A 16908-nucleotide genomic window follows, 5' to 3' on the forward strand; every position below is an offset into this window, starting at 1 on the left:
TCCCTTTCTTAGTTTTCGTCTGCCATTGCAGCCTTTATCATAATCGCGCATTCCACGCGCTTACGTTCCATCTCACATCCCAGATCATAAGAATCATTTAATCCGTCTGCATACTTGTATGCGTTTGCCATACATCCACCACTGCAGTAGAATCTTGCAAAACATTTCTTACATTTTTCTTTTGTATATACGTTGCAGCAACGGAACTCATCTGCGATCTCCGGTCTTGTAATCCCTTCGTTTACATTTCCCATCAGGAAATCTTCATCACCTACAAACTGGTGACACGGATAGAAATCTCCCCATGGCGTAACAGCAAGGTATTCGGTTCCCGAACCACATCCGGACAGACGTTTGTACAGACACGGTCCTCCTTCCAGGTCGATCATAAAGTGGAAGAAATTGAATCCTTCTCCCTTTTTATCTTTCTCGATGATATATCTTGCAAGCTTGTCATACTCATCAAAGATCTGTGGAAGATCTTCTTCGCGGATTGCATACGGATCAGATTCATCCCCGACAACCGGTTCGATCGACATCTGCTTGAAGCCAAGCTCTGCAAAGTGCTTCACATCCTCTGAAAAATCCAGATTGTTTCTGGTAAATGTTCCGCGGATATAGTAGCGTTCCTGATTACGTGAATCTGCAAGCTTCTGGAACTTCGGAACGATCAAATCATAGCTTCCTTTTCCGTTTCTGAAAGGACGCATTCTGTCATTAACTTCCTTACGTCCGTCAAGACTGATGACTACATTGTCCATTTCTTTATTGATAAACTCCTGGATGTCATCATTCAGAAGTACACCATTCGTAGTTACAGTAAAACGGAAATGCTTGTCATGAAGCTTCTCCTGTTCTCTTCCGTATGCGACCAGGTCTTTGACAACCTGCCAGTTCATCAGCGGCTCCCCGCCAAAGAAATCAACTTCCAGATTCCTTCTTGTTCCGGAATTGGCGATCAGGAAATCCAGGGCTTTCTTACCAACTTCATAAGTCATAAGCGCTCTTCTTCCGTGATACTCTCCTTCTTCTGCAAAACAGTATTTGCAGGCAAGATTGCAGTCGTGTGCGATATGCAAACAAAGTGCTTTCACAACTGTCTTACGCTTGATAACCTCCCCGATAAAAGGTTCATATGTATCAACAACAAAAAGCTGTCCATTCTCAGTCAGCTCTGTCACGTCATCCAATATATCTCTGAGTTCTTCTTCGGAATATTTCCCCTCCAGCTCATCTTTCAGCTGGTTCCATGTACTTTCTTCTTTCAGTGTCTGCACTGTCTGATTCTCGTTCATACGGTTCAGACATGCAATAACCTCGTACCCCGGCTCGTCCACTACATGAACGCATCCGCTGTTGACATCAAGTACAATATTATATCCATTGTTCTGGTACTGATGAATCACAACCGGTACCCCTTTCTATCCTTATTTTTCAAATTTTTCCTCATACGTCAAATGACAGCGGCTTTAAAGCCGCTGCCTGCTTGTCATACTTATTCACTACACTTACAAATATCTCTTATTTGCTGTGTTCGCAAGTCTGATTTCCTACTGTACAAGAAGTCTTGCATGCTGACTGACAGGATGTCTGGCATTCTCCGCATCCGCCCTTCTTTACTGTATTGTTCAGAGTCTGTGTATTCAATGTTTTAATGTGTTTCATTGTAATATCCTCCTTCTTTGCTCATTATACGATATAGTATAGCACATTTTCCAGCTTACCGTCAACGCAAAAATCCAATCTGAAACAAATGTGTGAAACAAATGGGCAAAATCCAGTTTTTCTTTACAATCCTTACATTCATGCAAGTGCCCGGAGTTATTACTGCTCCTTCCGAAGCAACTGCTTCCTCCGGATTAAAAAATAAAAGTATCGCCCATATCCCTTGATACCGTCAACGCAAAAATTACATCTCCGCCCCTTCAGGACACCATACCACCGAGCATTCCGCCTGCCCCACAGAGGATCCAGGCGATCATCATCTGTATTCCACCCTGCACGCTCCGGTAGATCCCTGCTGAAATTGCAAGCAGTAGCAGAAAATAGAGCATTCCAAGCATAAATCCCCTCAGGAATTTCCTTGTCTTCCCCATTTTTCCCATGGCAAATCCACCGGCAAATGTGGAAATTATGTAAACCGCAAGGATCCCGATCCGGACTGTTTTCTCGCTTAAGTCAAACTTATACAGCCCAAAGGACAGCCCGAGCAGCATCAGCATCGTAAGAAAGTAAGAAAGCATCAGTGCTTTCACAAGTCTTGTAAAACAGATATTTCCAAACAGCTTTTTTTCCATAAGAACCCCTCCTGTCCTTTTATACTATGAGAGATTCTTATGAAATATTCCTTTACTGTTCCATCTGTCGTCCCAGAAATCCTGCTGCGCAGAGTATCATCTTCTGTTCCAACTCACCGGGTTTTTTCCTGCCATCCTTTGCCAGGATCACGACAGAACCAATCGCATCTCCGGCGCAGATGATCGGACTTACCACCTGCCATTTCAGTTCTGCATTCTGTCCCGACACGATGACCGTGAACTTCCGATCCATAGAGGATGCCAGAAACTGCTCCCTTCTTGCGATCACTTCCGCAAGCTGTCTTGTGATCAGCTGTTCCTGAAATTCTTTCTTCCCCGGTCCTGCTGCTGCAATCACCTGATCTGTATCTGTGATACACACCAGATATCCAAGCGTCTGCGCCAGACTTTCCGCATATTGGTCTGCAAAATTTCCCATTTCCCCAAGCGGTGAGTATTTTTTGAGAATGATTTCTCCTTCCCGGTCGGTGAAAATTTCAAGTGCATCACCCTCACGGATACGTAGCGTGCGCCTGATTTCCTTCGGAACGACAATTCTGCCAAGATCATCGATCCGGCGGACAATTCCTGTAGCTTTCATATTGATTCTATTCCTCCTGTGTTCCACTTGTTTTCCATATTTTATTCGATATGGGTAGTATGTGGAAATACGCAGAATTTTATTACTCCGTATCCCTGAAATCTTTATTTATAATATCTTTCTTCGATCATATCCAGAAAATCCCTGTTTAAATAGTCTTCCATCTTTTTAAATGTTTCTTCGTTGCGGATCAGTCTTCTCGGCTCCTGATATTCTACCCACGCCATTGCACACCATGTAATTCCCCTGAGACACGTGATCGGAATAAAAATGTTCAGACGTTCTTCGATTCCACTCACATCAAATCTGCCATTTACCGCCTGGATATATTTTCTTGTAAAATCAGCCATCTCTTCTTCTGTCAGAATCACATCTGTTTTCCAGAAAGTTGTCGTTGGTGCAAGGAAATGCCCCAGATCCTGAACCGGATCACCATAAAGCGGCTTTTCCCAGTCAACCAGATAATTGTCTTTTCCTGCGCCATTCATCAGGAAATTTCCCGAATTCAGCTCTGTGTTAATACAGCATCTGTATCCACTATAATCCCGGATCTCATTGATCTTCTCCTGTCCCAGCTCCAGAAGACGCCGGATCTGTACTTTTTTCTTTTCTTCTCCCAGATCAGACTCGTAGTATGTCTGCACCATCTGATTACATTCATCCAGAATCGCCTGCAGTGGATTCGATGGCGATATCAGTCCATCCGTTTCTTTTACCGGAACACTGTGGATATCCGCAAGACATTCTGCCGCTTCCATCAGATTCTTCCGATAATCCAGTGCACTCCCTTCCAGAAACTCCATAACCATCACACCATACGGCAGTTCCTTCTTACTTCCATCTACAAAAACCGGCACTGGCGTCCGTCCTGAATCCGCCAGGAGCTCCAATGCATGATATTCGTATTCAATCTGATTTTCTAGATGCATCTGGCTTCCTGTATTGACACGAAGCACCAGTTTCTTTCCGGTCAGTGGGTGTACGAACCAGTAGTTGATATTATATTCGCCCTGTGCCAGTGGCTGATAGGCAATCTGAATTTCCTTCTGCTCTTCTTTCCCGATCCCGATTCCTTCCAGATAATGTTCTGTCTGTACATATTCTTTTAATCCCTGAATTCTTTCCATCTTATTCTCCCAGCCTTCCCCACTTTTTATCTTTTTCACTCATTCTGTATGGCACATCAAGCTCTGGCCATGCAACGTTGATCGTCGGATCGTTCCAGGCAATCCCGCCCTCATCATCCGGATGATAAAAATCCGTACATTTGTAGCAGAATTCTGCCTGGTCGCTCAGCACCAGAAATCCATGCGCAAATCCTTCCGGAATGTAAAACTGCTTTTTATTCTCTTCCGACAGTTCAATTCCATACCATTTTCCATAGGTGGCACTTCCTTTCCGGATATCCACCGCCACATCAAATACGGTTCCCCGGATCACCCGGACTAGCTTTCCCTGCGGATATCTCTTCTGAAAATGAAGTCCTCTCAGCACTGCTTTTCCAGAACCGGACTGATTATCCTGTACGAACTTCATCGTAAGTCCGGCTTCCTCCATATCCTTCTGATTATAAGTTTCCATAAAATATCCACGCTGATCACCATGCACCGACGGTTCGATCACGCAGAGTCCTTCGATTCCACCTGCATTTTTTTCTACCTTTATCTGTCCCATTTTCCTTTTATCCTTTTCTCTCTGCAAGAACTTCCTGCAAATATCTCTCCAGCGCATTCTTCCAGACCGGCAGTGGCTGAAATCCTTCTTCACAGATCCTTTTTCTGTCAAGTCTGCTGTTAAACGGTCTTGCTGCTTTTGAAATTCCGTATTCTGCTGTCGTAACCGGAATCACTTTTACATCTGCATATTCTTTTTCACCAAGCTTCACAGCCTGTGCGAAGATTTCTTTTGCAAAATCATACCAGCTGACATATTCTCCTTCATTAGTCACATGATAGATCCCATATCGCTTTGTCATCGACAGATTTGCAAGAAATTTTGCAAGATCTGCTGTGTAAGTCGGCGTTCCAATCTGATCACATACCACTCGAAGTTCTTTCCGTCTTTTCCCCTGCTCCAGCATGGTCTTCACGAAATTATTCCCGTTTTTCCCGAATACCCAAGCAATCCGCACAATAAAATACTCTTTCAGTTCTGCTTTCACTGCCTGTTCACCCTGTAATTTCGTTTCACCGTATCGGTTCAGCGGCGAAAACTCCTCACAATCCGATTCCCACGGTCTGCTCCCCTGTCCACCAAACACATAGTCTGTACTGATATAAACCATTTTAGCATGAATTTTCTGGCAGGCGGATGCAAGATTTGCTGTGCCCTTTCCATTAACTTCCCTTACTTTTTCATAGTTTTCCGGCTCTTCTGCCGCATCCACCGCCGTCCACGCCGCACAGTGGATCACAATATCTGGTCTAAGCTTTTTCATTACTGCCTCGACTTCGTTTCTGTCTGTGATATCCATCTTCACATAACGACCTGCTGTTTTTCTCTTTTTGCTGCCGCTTCCCGTCACTTCATATCCCCGGTTTTCCAGTTCACGTACAACATCCTTTCCAAGCTGCCCGGCAGCACCCGTCACCAAAAACTTTAGCATTTTATTTTCATTTCCTTTTCTACGATCGGTCTCCACCACTCCTGATGATTCAGATACCAGTTGATTGTTTTCTTAATTCCTTCTGCAAAAGAAGTTTCCGGAAGCCAGCCAAGCTCTCTGTGGATTTTTGACGGATCGATTGCATATCTTCTGTCATGCCCTTTCCGATCCTCCACATAAGTAATCAGCTCTTCCGGCTTTCCAAGCTCCCTGCAGATCAGCTTCACAATATCAATATTCTTCATCTCGTTATGCCCGCCGACATTGTAAATTTCCCCTTCTTTTCCGTGACGCAGGATCAGATCGATCGCCCGGCAGTGATCCTTTACATAAAGCCAGTCACGGACATTTTTCCCATCACCATAGACCGGAAGCGGCCGGTCATGAAGCGCTTCGACGATCATCAGCGGAATCAGCTTTTCCGGCAGATGATATGGCCCATAGTTGTTGGAACAACGGCTGATTGTAACCGGAAGTCCATACGTTCTGTGATAGGACTGTACCAGAAGATCTGCCGCTGCCTTGGATGCACTGTACGGACTGCTCGTATGGATCGGTGTCTCTTCTGTAAAAAACAGATCCGGCCGTTCAAGCGGAAGATCCCCATACACCTCATCCGTAGAAACCTGATGATAACGCCAGATTCCATATTTCCGGCACGCATCCATCAACACTGCCGTTCCCTTTATATTGGTATCCAGAAAGACTTCCGGATTTTCAATCGACCGGTCCACATGACTTTCCGCTGCAAAGTTAACTACTATATCCGGGTGTTCTTCCTCAAACAGCCGGTATACAGTCACCCGATCCGTCACAGATGCTTTCACAAAACGGAACGCTGGATTTTTCATTGCTACTTCCAGGGTTGACATATGCCCTGCATAAGTCAGTGCATCCAGACAGATGATTTGATCCTCCGAATGCTTTTCCATCATATAATAAATAAAGTTGCTGCCAATAAATCCGGCGCCGCCGGTAACAATGATTTTCATAAACTCTCTCCCCTGTCTAAAACAGATTCTCTCTGAACTTTCCTTCTGCTACGTCATGCAAATATTGTCCATACTGATTCTGTCTGTATTTTTCACAGACTTCCAGTAGTGCGTTTCTGGAAATCCAGCCATTCAGATAGGCAATTTCTTCCAGACATCCAATTTTCCGGTGCTGATGAGTCTCTACCGTCTTCACAAAATTGGTCGCATCTGTCAGACTCTCATGGGTGCCCGCATCCAGCCAGGTAAAGCCCTGACCCAGAAGCTCTACCCGAAGTCTTCCCTGTTCCAGATAGATCCGGTTAAGATCCGTGATCTCCAGCTCCCCGCGTCTGCTTGGTTTTAACTGTCCTGCATAATCGCTCACCCGGTTATCATAAAAATACAGACCTGTCACACAATAATTACTTTTCGGATGTTCGGGTTTTTCCTCAATGGAAACCGCCTTGCCCTTTTCATCAAATTCCACGATACCAAACCGTTCCGGATCATCCACATAATATCCAAATATGGTTGCACCGTCTCCTCTCTCCGCTGCTTTTACCGCTTCTAAAAGACGTTTCTTAAGCCCATGCCCGGCAAACAGATTATCCCCCAGGATCATTGCCGCCGCATCATTGCCAATAAATTCTTTTCCTATTATAAACGCCTGCGCAAGACCTTCCGGTCTTTCCTGCACCGCATAGGTTAATTCGATGCCGAACTGATGCCCGTCCCCGAAAAGTTCTTCAAATCTCGGTGTATCCTGTGGTGTACTGATGATCAGGATCTCCCGAATTCCTGCACTCATAAGAACTGACAACGGATAGTAGATCATCGGCTTGTCATACACAGGTAAAAGCTGCTTGGATGTCACCATCGTAAGTGGATAGAGCCGGGTTCCTGATCCGCCTGCCAAAATAATTCCTTTCATTTTCATATCCCCGTTTTTCATTTTTATCTTTTTATTCTACCACGAAACAGCAGTTAGTTTAATAAAATCTCTCAATTATACCTATAGATTTTATCTATTTCATTTTTATATATAGATTAAAACAATTATGAAATTTTTGTGAAAACTGTTACAATGTAATCGTAACCTAATTTTGAGAGTAAGGAGGAAAAATGAAAAGAAAATTATTACCAGTATTTCTGTCTTTCGCATTACTTGCGAACGGCTCTCTGACAGCTTTTGCCGCTGATCCGGTTGCTGATGCCGTTACAGAAAGTGATGTGCAGACTACTGTTTCTGAAGATCAGGGGAATCCAGAAGAAACTACTCAGGAAGAAGTTTCTGAAGACGAAGCAGTTCCAGCTAATGAATCTGATGCTATCACAGATTTCGAAACTGCATATAAAGCATATACTTTTGGTGCAAATGTAAGCGGCCCAGATGCTATTTCAGCCGATAAAAATACCGTTGCTGTTTTAGACGTTCGTTCTTCTGCAAACTATGTTACTTCTCACTTAGAGGGTTCTTTCTCAACACCTGTATTTAATGAGGATGGCAGTATCATCCAAACTTCTGAAGATGCTACTGCAAAAGCTTTCACAGTAACTGTAACTAATAACGCAAATTTCCAGAACAAAGAGCTTTACCTTCTTTGCAACAGTGGTGCAAGAGGGGCTCGTGCTGCTGCTGTTTTATTACAACGTGCTGGATATGATACCAGTCGTATTCATACCATTACAGGCGGAGCAACAGGTCTTGAAGTTCGTTACGCATTCCTTGGAACAAACAATTCTGTAACCGGTGCTGAAGCTGTAGCTGCTGTTGATTCAAATGACGTGGTTATCGTAGATGTACGTACAAAAGAGAACTTTGCAAACGGTCATTTGAAAAACTCTCTTTCTCTTCCTGTTTTCTATCTAAATGAAGAAGGAAAACAGGTTGTAGCAGAAACCAACCAAGATCCATATGCAAAAACCTTTGCTGAATATGTGAAGGCTAACCGTTCTACCTTCTCAGGCAAAAAAGTATACGTCCTCTGTAACAGCGGCCAAAGAGGTGCAAGAGCCGCCACTGCATTACTTGCAGACAACGGTGTTGACAAGAACACAATCTACACCATTACCGGTGGTGCAGGCGATGAAGGCGATGAAACAGTAAAAGGTGCTTTTGTAACTGTAGACGGCTACAAATTCGTAAGCGGAACTGATGCTATTGCCGCTGCAAAAGACGGAAGTGCATACATTATTGATGTACGTTCTTCAAAAGCACAGACAAAGACAGGTACTTTGAAGGGATCTATTTCTCAGTCTCTGTTTGATGATAACAACAAACTTGACACTGCTGAAGCGGAAGCGCTTGAAAAAGCTTTCATGGAAGAAATTCCTCAAAAAATTCCTCAAAAAACAACAGAAGACAAACCAATCTACATTATCTGCAACAGTGGTGCAAGAGGTGCGCAAAAAGCAACTCTGCTTCTTGGCAAACTTGGCTATAACACAAGCGCCAAAGAAGATGGTAAAGTATACACCATTGAAAATGGTGCAAAAGGTCTGGAACTTCTGTACGCAATGTCTGGAACAGACGGAAATGCTGTAGATGGGAAAACAGCTGTTGCTGCTGTCGGAAAAGACGACGTAGTAATCCTTGACGTCCGTGCGACAGGTAACTATGGAAGTGGACACTTAAAAGGCTCTATGTCAACACCTGTATTCAATGCAAACGGAGTTGCCAAAACTACAGATGACCAGCTTTCCAAAGATTTCACAAAATATGTAACAGACAACAAAGCCACTCTTGAGAAAAAAGATCTCTATCTTCTCTGTAACAGTGGTGCAAGTGGTGCAAGAGCTGCTACTGCTTTATTAAAAGCTGCCGGATATGATCTTGCAAAAGTTCATACCATCACTGGTGGTGCAAAAAATGAAGATGTAAAAGCTGCTTCCATTTATGTATCTGATACTCATGTGATCAACAAAATGTCTGATACAAAGAATTACCTGATCCTTGATGTACGTTCTACAGAATCTTACACCAAAGGACACTTAAAGGGATCCCTTTCCCTTCCACTTTTTGACAAAGATAACAAACTTCCGGATGATCTTGCAAAAGCATTTACAGAATATGTAGCTGCTCACAAAGCAGATTTTGAAGGAAAAACAATTTACGTTCTTTGCAACAGTGGAGCAAGAGGTGCTGCAAAAGCAACTCAGCTTCTCAAAGAAGCCGGAATCACTAACGTATTCACCATCGAAAACGGTGCAAAAAGTGAAGTGATCCAGAAGCATTTTGTAACAGATCCTGTCGCTGATCCTGATACAAAGAAAGACAACAATGGCAAAGATAACAATAAAAACCAGAATAACGGTAAAACCACTACTGCTGCTACAACAAAGACAGGAGATACCGCTCCTATCGCTTCTCTCGCAGTTGCAATGCTCGCTGCTCTTGGCGCAATCATTGCATTCGGTAAGAAAAAAATTGTAAAATAATAATTATTCCCAAAAAGGTTACAAAAGCGGGACGCTGACTAAATTGCCAACGTCCCGCTTTTTCAAATCCATTCATATTCATACGATGTTCAGATCTCGTTGATCTGCTTCTCTTTTATTTCTCCAGATTTCCTTCCACACACCATCTGTAGAAAGATTCGTCATAGTTCTCTGAATTTTCAAAGCCACACATTTCCATTACAAGCTGCATATAAGCTGAACGGATTCCTCCGGTACAGTAAGTAATAATATGATCCTCTTTTGAAAGTCCTGCATCTTCAAACATCTTGGTCAGATCTTCATTACTCTTTAATGTACTGTCACTGTTAAATAAATCCGTATAACGGATCTGGATTGCCCCTGGAAGATGTCCCCCATTTGCCTCCCCATACATTGTCTTTCCATTGTATTCTTTATCTGTACGGGTATCCACAATTTTACAGTCGTCATAAATCTCTTTCAGCTCATCCGTATTGATCACATGTGTTTCATCAATCGAATCAATTTCTACCGATACCGGTTTCGGCTCTGCTGCTCCTTTGACAGTCTCAACTCCTGCTGCTTTCAGTGCTTTGATCCCGCCATCTACGATTTTCACATCCTCATAGCCTGCCGCGATCAGCTCCCATGCAATCCTGCCATCTTCTCCCCAGCCTTTCTCCGCATTTGAAAAAAGCACGATTTCCTTATCTTTTGCCAGCCCAAGCTCTCCTAATCTTTCGCTCAGGCGCTTTGTATCAAGGATACATCCCCAGTTTGCATCTCCCGCTTCCCCGTCTTCACAGGTTGCCAGATACTGCCATGTCGTTGCCACTGCACCTTTTACAGTACCTTTTTTCGCCTCATCTTCACCTCTTGCATCCACTACGATGATATCGTCCAGATTTTCTTTCACATAATCGGCGGTTACTACATACTTTCCTTCAAATGGTTCACTGCTGTCTGATGCCGAATTCTTTGCACCACATCCTGAAAGTGATGAAATCGCAAGAATTCCTGCAAGAAATAATGCTGTTCTTTTCATAATCTTTTCTCCTCGTCTAATCTTCTTTCTTCTAACTATAACATATCTACAATCTATTCACTAATTGATTGTCCTTATCCCGGATTAAGTATATTTATCTTTTCTATAAATCACTTTTTCAGCAGACGCATGATTTTTCTCATCGGTTCTGTTATTTTCCAGCTGGTTGAATTTGCATATGTCTGGATCATTTCATCCTGCTCCCTGATCTTATCCTCATATTTCTTAAGCTGCCCTGTTTTCTGTTCCATCCGTCTGCCAAGTTCATCCAGCTGTTTTTCATAATGCGCGGTCTGCCTTCGCTGTCCTTCTATATATTCCTGCTGCTGTTCAATCGCTGCATTTTGTTTTTCAAGCTGTTCTTTCTGCTGCCCGATATACTCATCTTTCTGTCTGATAATATCTTTATAATACGCCAGTTGCTGGCTTCCTTCTTCAATTTCACTTATAAGCCATGGCGTCTTATACATATGCTCTCCAGTCCACTGATACAAATCAAAAATATCCATATGAAAATGCGCTCTTAAAGTTTCCATTGCATTCTCTTCTCTCATAGCCCTCTCCAGCATTTCCATCCCTGCCGCTTTCAGTCCTGGCTCTTTAGTTGTACATTTCATCAGCCAGAATGCCTTTTCAAATTCCAGTTGTAAATGTGATGTAGAATCCGGATTCTGAAAATCTCCCCTGAAAAACTGGAAAAAATTTTTTTCAGACATCTTTTCAATGTAGTTTTTTCGGATCATAACAGATTCATTAAATGAACGCACCGAATTTTCTCTTGTCGACATGCTGATCTGTTTTTTCCCTTTTATATCCCACTGAAACCGAATCAGCCGTTCCTCCAAAATCGTGATCTCTGACTCACTTACAAGCCGAAGCCACAGGTCATAATCCGCCAGCTGACGATACAAAAGATTGAAATATCCAATCTTGTCCAAAACGGATTTTCTGACCAGCGCCGAAGGATGACAAAGAAAATTCCCAGATTGCAGAAGCGTATGCAGATATTCGTTCTGTGTCGTACACTTTCTGTCAAAAAGTGCTGCCATATCTCTGCATTCTTCCGATATCTCATTGCCGCTCTCATCTACCAGATACACTCTTGTAAAACATGCACCAAGCATTCGGTTCTGTTCCATAACTGACACCTGTTTTTCCAGTTTATCCGGCAACCATGCATCATCGCTGTTCATAAATGCCACATAGTCTCCTTGGCAGTGATCAAGCCCCTGATTTGCCGCATAACAGTAAAACGAATTCTGATCCAGTTTAAAATATCTGATCCGTGGATCCTGATAGCTTTTAATCAGTTCTTCTGTTCCGTCGGTCGATCCGTCATCTACGATGACAAATTCAAAATCCGGATACGTCTGACAAAGTACGCTGTCAATCGCCTGTTGCAGGCAAAATCTCCGGTTATAAGTACACATCAAAACGCTAACCATTATTCTACATCTCCAACAACAGCCCATCTCCAGAATGACTGATCATAATTGTATGTATGTTCAAATCCACACATTTCCATTACCAGCTGTGTATATGCCGAGCGGATTCCTCCTGTACAATAAGTGACGATCTCATCATCTTTAGACAGTCCGGCATCCTCAAACATTTTTGTCAGTTCTTCATTGGATTTCAGATATCCTGCATCATTGAACAGATCTGTGTACCGGATATGAATTGCTCCCGGAAGATGTCCTCCCTTTGCTTCATCATACAGAATTGCTCCTTCATATTCTTCATCAGTACGCACATCCACAATTTTGTACTCGTCATAATTCTTCTGTAATTCTTCGGTTGTCATCACATGGGAATAATCAATTTCATCGATTTTTACTTCTGCCGGTTCCGGTTTGGATGCGAGGAACTGTGTCTTGATTCCACTGTCTTTCAACGCCTTCCATCCGCCATCTACCATCTTCACATCTTCATATCCGGCTGCCCGGAGTTCCCAGAGAAGTCTCGCATCATCTCCCCATCCATCTAGGGTCTCACCGATCAGAATAATTTCTTTATCCTTTGTAATTCCAAGATTGCCAAGAGTCTCTTCCAGCTGTTCCGGCTTCTGGATGCACCCCCATTTCTCATCTCCCTGCTTTCCTTCTGTAATACTCCAGTCCTGCCATACTGTAGCAATTGCACCTTTTACAGTTCCAAGGATTGCCTTTTTTTCTCCCCTTCCATCTACAAACAGCGTATTTTCATCTCCAACCTTGCTGATTGCATACTCCGGCTCAACAATCCACTCTCCTACAAAATGATTTTCATCAGATTTCTCTGCCCTACTTTCTGTCTTCTGTTTCTGTCCACATCCTGTCAGACCAATTGTTGCAACAAGCAATACACTGCATAACCACTTTGTTCTTTTTCTCATTTCCTTTTTCCTCCTCTAATCATCACCGTAATAGTAATCTTCCTCATAGTAATCCGGTGGTGCTTCTGTATCCGGCTGCTGCGGTTCTGTCACTGCCTGCGAACCCGAACCACTGTCTCCCGATGAACTGCCGGAATCCGTTCCTGCATTTCCATCTTCCGTTACTTTTATATTTGTTTCTGTATGATTTGTTTCCTCAGATGTCTTATCTTCCGATTTTTCATCCTCTTTTTCAGTTTCGTCTGCTTCCTCATATTTTCCACTGGAAAGCGCATCGTTTATTTCATCATCAATTCCTTTTACCGTCCCGGATACCTGATAATCTGTATCTCCAAACAGGAACTGATGTACCTCGGCAACATTGGATGCCAGTGTATCTGCAATTTCTGTACTTCCCACTCCAGAAAGCATTTTGGAATATCTTACATTTGGAAATCCAAGTGTTTCACCTACTCTATATTTTTGAAAATCTTTCGCATAATTCAGAATTTCAGTAAAAGAAAAATTGGTTGCAATCTGTGGAAAAACACTGTCAGCAATCTTATTGATCGTCGTCAGGTCCATCTGCTGCAGCTTCTGCATGATATTCAGAAGGACGATTCTCTGACGCACTGTACGCTGCGCGTCTCCACCATCTGTATAACGGATTCTCGCATAAGAAACCGCCTGTACTCCATTCAGATGATAGCTACCTCCGACTTCCGGCTCAATCTTCTTATAACTTTTTCCGGTTACTTCAGAAGTCTCCACACAATAATTATTCATGTGGACTACTTCTGCATCAGTCAGCTCCAGATCCATTCCTCCCACCGCATCAATTACATCGACTAAGGCATTAAAGTTCACAGATACATACTTCTCAATGTTCATATCCATGTTCTCATTCAAAAGAGCAACACCCCCATCCGGTCCGAAATAAGAATAGGCTGCATTCGCCTTATTATAACTTCCATCTTTCAGCCGCATAAAAGTATCACGGTACACCGATACCATTTTCACTTCATAAGTTTCCTGATTCAAACTTACGATCATGATCGTATCACTTCGATTTCCTTTATCTAGTGACCCATCCCTAGAATCCAGCCCGAATACTGCCACATTCAGATATCCGCTTTTATGCTCCACCTCTTCTGTAATAGACTCTTTCAACGTTTCTTTTTTTACTTCAATCTTCTGAATTTTGTTCACTTTACTGGCAGCATATCCGAATACGGCACCTGCCGCCCCCAGAACAAGTGTCAACACTACGCAAATAATCACTATTATCTTTTTCTTCCATGACCATCCTGCAATTTTTTTAAGCATCCTCATCATTCCTTCCTCTCCAGTAATTATGATTCATTGTCAGTTTCATGATGAAACTTTCCGGTAATTGTCGGTAATGTTTTCCCATCTGGTAGCCCAGATATTTGCACCCGCTTTCCACAAACAGCTGTATAATCTGCAAATATTTTCTTTCTTTTAAAAGCTTTTTCACAAGTGTGCAAATCAGGTGTATGCCTTCTTTCTCTGACTTTACTCTTTCAAATATTTCTGGATGACATGCCTGCGATACACCCTGGTCAAAATTTCTCCTTATCAGCTCTCTGTAAGTATACTCATGAGAATGTATCACCCGTACATCTGCTTTATAAATAATCTTCCATCCACTTCGAACTGCTCCTGCCGCAAAGATCAGATCTTCATTGAAGATGACCGGATGTGGAAATCCTCCCAGTTCCAGATAGACTCCTCTCCGATAGGCAGCACACACATTGGAGCAAAAATAAGTTTTTATTCCCAGTTTTGGCAAATCCTTCTGAGATTTAATCTGGCTTTTTGGGGGATAATTGAATACTCTCGTATATTTTTCCAACAGACCACAGTTCTGATCCGGTATCTGCCTGGCATAAGCTGCCACAGCATCCGAATGCTCCTTTAACGTTTCTGAAAGCTTTTCCAAAAGAAACGAATCTACCGGAACTGCATCCTGGGTCATCATGACCACAATATCTGCATCCGACATCCGAATCCCCAGATCTCTGGTTCTTCCATGATCAAATTCTTTTTCCGGAATCGGAATCTCTGTAACGGAAACCCTGTCTTTACAGGCCGAAACATCCAGCTTTATCCCATCTCTGGTATGCAGCAGAATAATTCGTTCCGGAAGATATGTCTGTCTGCTAAGTCCATATAATACTTTATTTAGTTTTTCTGTCGGTCTGTAGACCGGTATGATCACATCTATTTTCATCTTCCGTTAAAAAACCCTTTAAAAAATGTCAGAACCAATATTTTCAGATCAAGTCCCATTGTCCAGTTTTCAATATAGTAAAGATCATATTCGATCCGCTTCTCAATGGAAGTGTCTCCACGATATCCATTAATCTGCGCCCAACCAGTCATTCCCGGACGCACCTGATGTTTTACCATATAACGTGGAATTTCATCCCGGAACTTTTGCACAAACTGTGGCCTTTCCGGTCTTGGTCCTACCAGACTCATCTCTCCTTTCAGCACATTAAAAAGCTGCGGCAGTTCATCAATACTCGTCCTGCGGATCAGCTTTCCAACCGGTGTAATCCTCGGATCATTCCTGGTAGACCATTCTGTTTTTTCCTCTTCTTCATCCTGCATGATCATAGACCGAAATTTGTACATATAAAATACCTGGTTATGCAGTCCAACTCTTTCCTGCCGGTAGATCACACTTCCTTCCTCTGTAAAGGCAACCACCAGCGCAGTAAGCAGCATGACCGGTAAAAAAAGGATGATTGCAACCGTTGTCCCAATCAGATCAACTGCCCTCTTTGCCACTCGGTTTCGCATGATATTCAATGGAACTCTGCGGACATGGATCACCGGAATTCCCTGCATATCCTCGATATAAGGCCTGGTAGAAATCACATTTCCAAAATCAGGAATCATTTTCGTGTGCACCCCTGCCTTCTCACAAACATTCACAATCCTCTCCAGTTTCCCATAATCCTCTGCACGAAGCGCAATCACAACCTCATCCAGTTCATTCTCCTCCAGTATTCTTTCCAGTTTCTCTTCATCTTTCAGATGGGCAAACACATGATATCCCCACTTTGGATTCTGTCTCAGTCTGTCCATATACTGTTCTGCTGCCTGACTCTCTCCGACCATCAGAATATGTTTCTGATTCATCCCCTGCTTTCGTATTTTCCACAGCACTGTACGGATCAGATATCTTGAAATAAATTCCTGGAAGATATTTACAAGGAAGAAAATGCACAGCATCTGTCTTGAAAAATGCTCCTGCTTTATAAAATAAAGTACCAGGATAAAAGCCATAAGACCAATCCCATTTGCACGAATGATATCCCACAATTCCTGCCTGTAACTTTTTATCCTTCTTGGCATATAAAGTTGAAAACTGCTATACAAAAGCAAATATCCGGGAATTATAAAAAACAGAGCTGAAAAATATGTTTGCACCGGCAGGACTCCTGCGTCCTGCGCAAAAATCCCACTCCTGAATCTCAGATACCACGAGAAAAAATATGCGACAGCAATAATTCCTGCATCTACACATACCTGTGCTTTATTTAGCATCCGTTGATTGTTCTTTATCAAAATACCACCATCTTTT

The 16908-nt window shown here is 42.8% G+C and carries 16 protein-coding genes; 1 reads left to right on the forward strand and 15 read right to left on the reverse strand.

Annotated features, from left to right (window positions below):
• Positions 1 to 8: 8 nt before the first annotated feature.
• From scfB to rfbA, 9 genes are all read right to left on the reverse strand, one after another.
• On the reverse strand, positions 9 to 1406 hold the full coding sequence (scfB, locus tag PG766_RS08300; RefSeq protein ID WP_117558972.1) for a thioether cross-link-forming SCIFF peptide maturase: 1398 nt from the start codon (positions 1404 to 1406) through the stop codon (positions 9 to 11).
• 115 nt (positions 1407 to 1521) lie between these two features.
• Positions 1522 to 1665 (reverse strand): six-cysteine ranthipeptide SCIFF, encoded by a 144-nt coding sequence (gene scfA, locus PG766_RS08305; RefSeq protein WP_008369659.1) that lies wholly within the window; start codon positions 1663 to 1665, stop codon positions 1522 to 1524.
• Positions 1666 to 1925: 260 nt separating this feature from the next.
• Entirely contained in the window at positions 1926 to 2297 is a 372-nt protein-coding gene (locus PG766_RS08310; RefSeq protein WP_117834290.1) for a TIGR04086 family membrane protein, read from the reverse strand.
• Between the two features lie 52 nt (positions 2298 to 2349).
• Positions 2350 to 2898: a stage V sporulation protein T gene (spoVT, locus tag PG766_RS08315; RefSeq protein WP_022220492.1), complete on the reverse strand. Its 549-nt coding sequence runs from the start codon at positions 2896 to 2898 to the stop codon at positions 2350 to 2352.
• Between the two features lie 104 nt (positions 2899 to 3002).
• Entirely contained in the window at positions 3003 to 4025 is a 1023-nt protein-coding gene (locus PG766_RS08320; protein WP_118199007.1) for an aminoglycoside phosphotransferase family protein, read from the reverse strand.
• A gap of 1 nt (position 4026) precedes the next feature.
• Positions 4027 to 4572 (reverse strand): dTDP-4-dehydrorhamnose 3,5-epimerase, encoded by a 546-nt coding sequence (gene rfbC, locus PG766_RS08325; RefSeq protein ID WP_055156761.1) that lies wholly within the window; start codon positions 4570 to 4572, stop codon positions 4027 to 4029.
• 7 nt (positions 4573 to 4579) lie between these two features.
• Positions 4580 to 5503, reverse strand: a complete 924-nt coding sequence (rfbD, locus tag PG766_RS08330; protein WP_118199006.1) for a dTDP-4-dehydrorhamnose reductase — start codon at positions 5501 to 5503, stop codon at positions 4580 to 4582.
• A complete protein-coding gene (gene rfbB / locus PG766_RS08335; protein WP_008369702.1) occupies positions 5497 to 6495 on the reverse strand; it encodes a dTDP-glucose 4,6-dehydratase in 999 nt (332 codons plus the stop codon). The genes rfbD and rfbB overlap by 7 nt, the downstream gene beginning before the upstream one ends.
• 16 nt (positions 6496 to 6511) lie before the next feature.
• The gene (gene rfbA / locus PG766_RS08340) at positions 6512 to 7408 is read right to left on the reverse strand and encodes a glucose-1-phosphate thymidylyltransferase RfbA (protein ID WP_118199036.1); all 897 of its coding nucleotides are present in this window, start codon (positions 7406 to 7408) and stop codon (positions 6512 to 6514) included.
• A gap of 191 nt (positions 7409 to 7599) precedes the next feature.
• Here rfbA and PG766_RS08345 point away from each other — a divergent pair, with 191 nt between their 5' ends.
• Positions 7600 to 9915, forward strand: a complete 2316-nt coding sequence (locus PG766_RS08345) for a rhodanese-like domain-containing protein (protein WP_118199005.1) — start codon at positions 7600 to 7602, stop codon at positions 9913 to 9915.
• 115 nt (positions 9916 to 10030) lie between these two features.
• Here the strand turns inward: PG766_RS08345 and PG766_RS08350 are convergent, their stop codons facing one another.
• The 6 genes from PG766_RS08350 to PG766_RS08375 form a co-directional block, all read right to left on the reverse strand.
• The gene (locus PG766_RS08350) at positions 10031 to 10939 is read right to left on the reverse strand and encodes a rhodanese-like domain-containing protein (RefSeq protein WP_117834298.1); all 909 of its coding nucleotides are present in this window, start codon (positions 10937 to 10939) and stop codon (positions 10031 to 10033) included.
• A gap of 110 nt (positions 10940 to 11049) precedes the next feature.
• Positions 11050 to 12384 (reverse strand): glycosyltransferase, encoded by a 1335-nt coding sequence (locus PG766_RS08355; protein WP_182438618.1) that lies wholly within the window; start codon positions 12382 to 12384, stop codon positions 11050 to 11052.
• Positions 12384 to 13313, reverse strand: a complete 930-nt coding sequence (locus PG766_RS08360; protein WP_117555927.1) for a rhodanese-like domain-containing protein — start codon at positions 13311 to 13313, stop codon at positions 12384 to 12386. The genes PG766_RS08355 and PG766_RS08360 overlap by 1 nt, the downstream gene beginning before the upstream one ends.
• Before the next feature lie 15 nt (positions 13314 to 13328).
• Positions 13329 to 14618, reverse strand: coding sequence for an LCP family protein (locus tag PG766_RS08365; RefSeq protein WP_243002752.1), 1290 nt, complete (start codon positions 14616 to 14618; stop codon positions 13329 to 13331).
• The gene (locus PG766_RS08370) at positions 14611 to 15546 is read right to left on the reverse strand and encodes a glycosyltransferase family 2 protein (protein WP_118199003.1); all 936 of its coding nucleotides are present in this window, start codon (positions 15544 to 15546) and stop codon (positions 14611 to 14613) included. The genes PG766_RS08365 and PG766_RS08370 overlap by 8 nt, the downstream gene beginning before the upstream one ends.
• Positions 15543 to 16892, reverse strand: a complete 1350-nt coding sequence (locus tag PG766_RS08375) for an undecaprenyl-phosphate glucose phosphotransferase (RefSeq protein ID WP_118199002.1) — start codon at positions 16890 to 16892, stop codon at positions 15543 to 15545. The genes PG766_RS08370 and PG766_RS08375 overlap by 4 nt, the downstream gene beginning before the upstream one ends.
• Positions 16893 to 16908: the final 16 nt, after the last annotated feature.

Origin of the sequence: Coprococcus sp. LG101-27, from assembly GCF_027695515.1 — a bacterium.
In the GTDB taxonomy this organism is placed as follows: Bacteria; Bacillota; Clostridia; order Lachnospirales; family Lachnospiraceae; genus Allocoprococcus; species Allocoprococcus comes.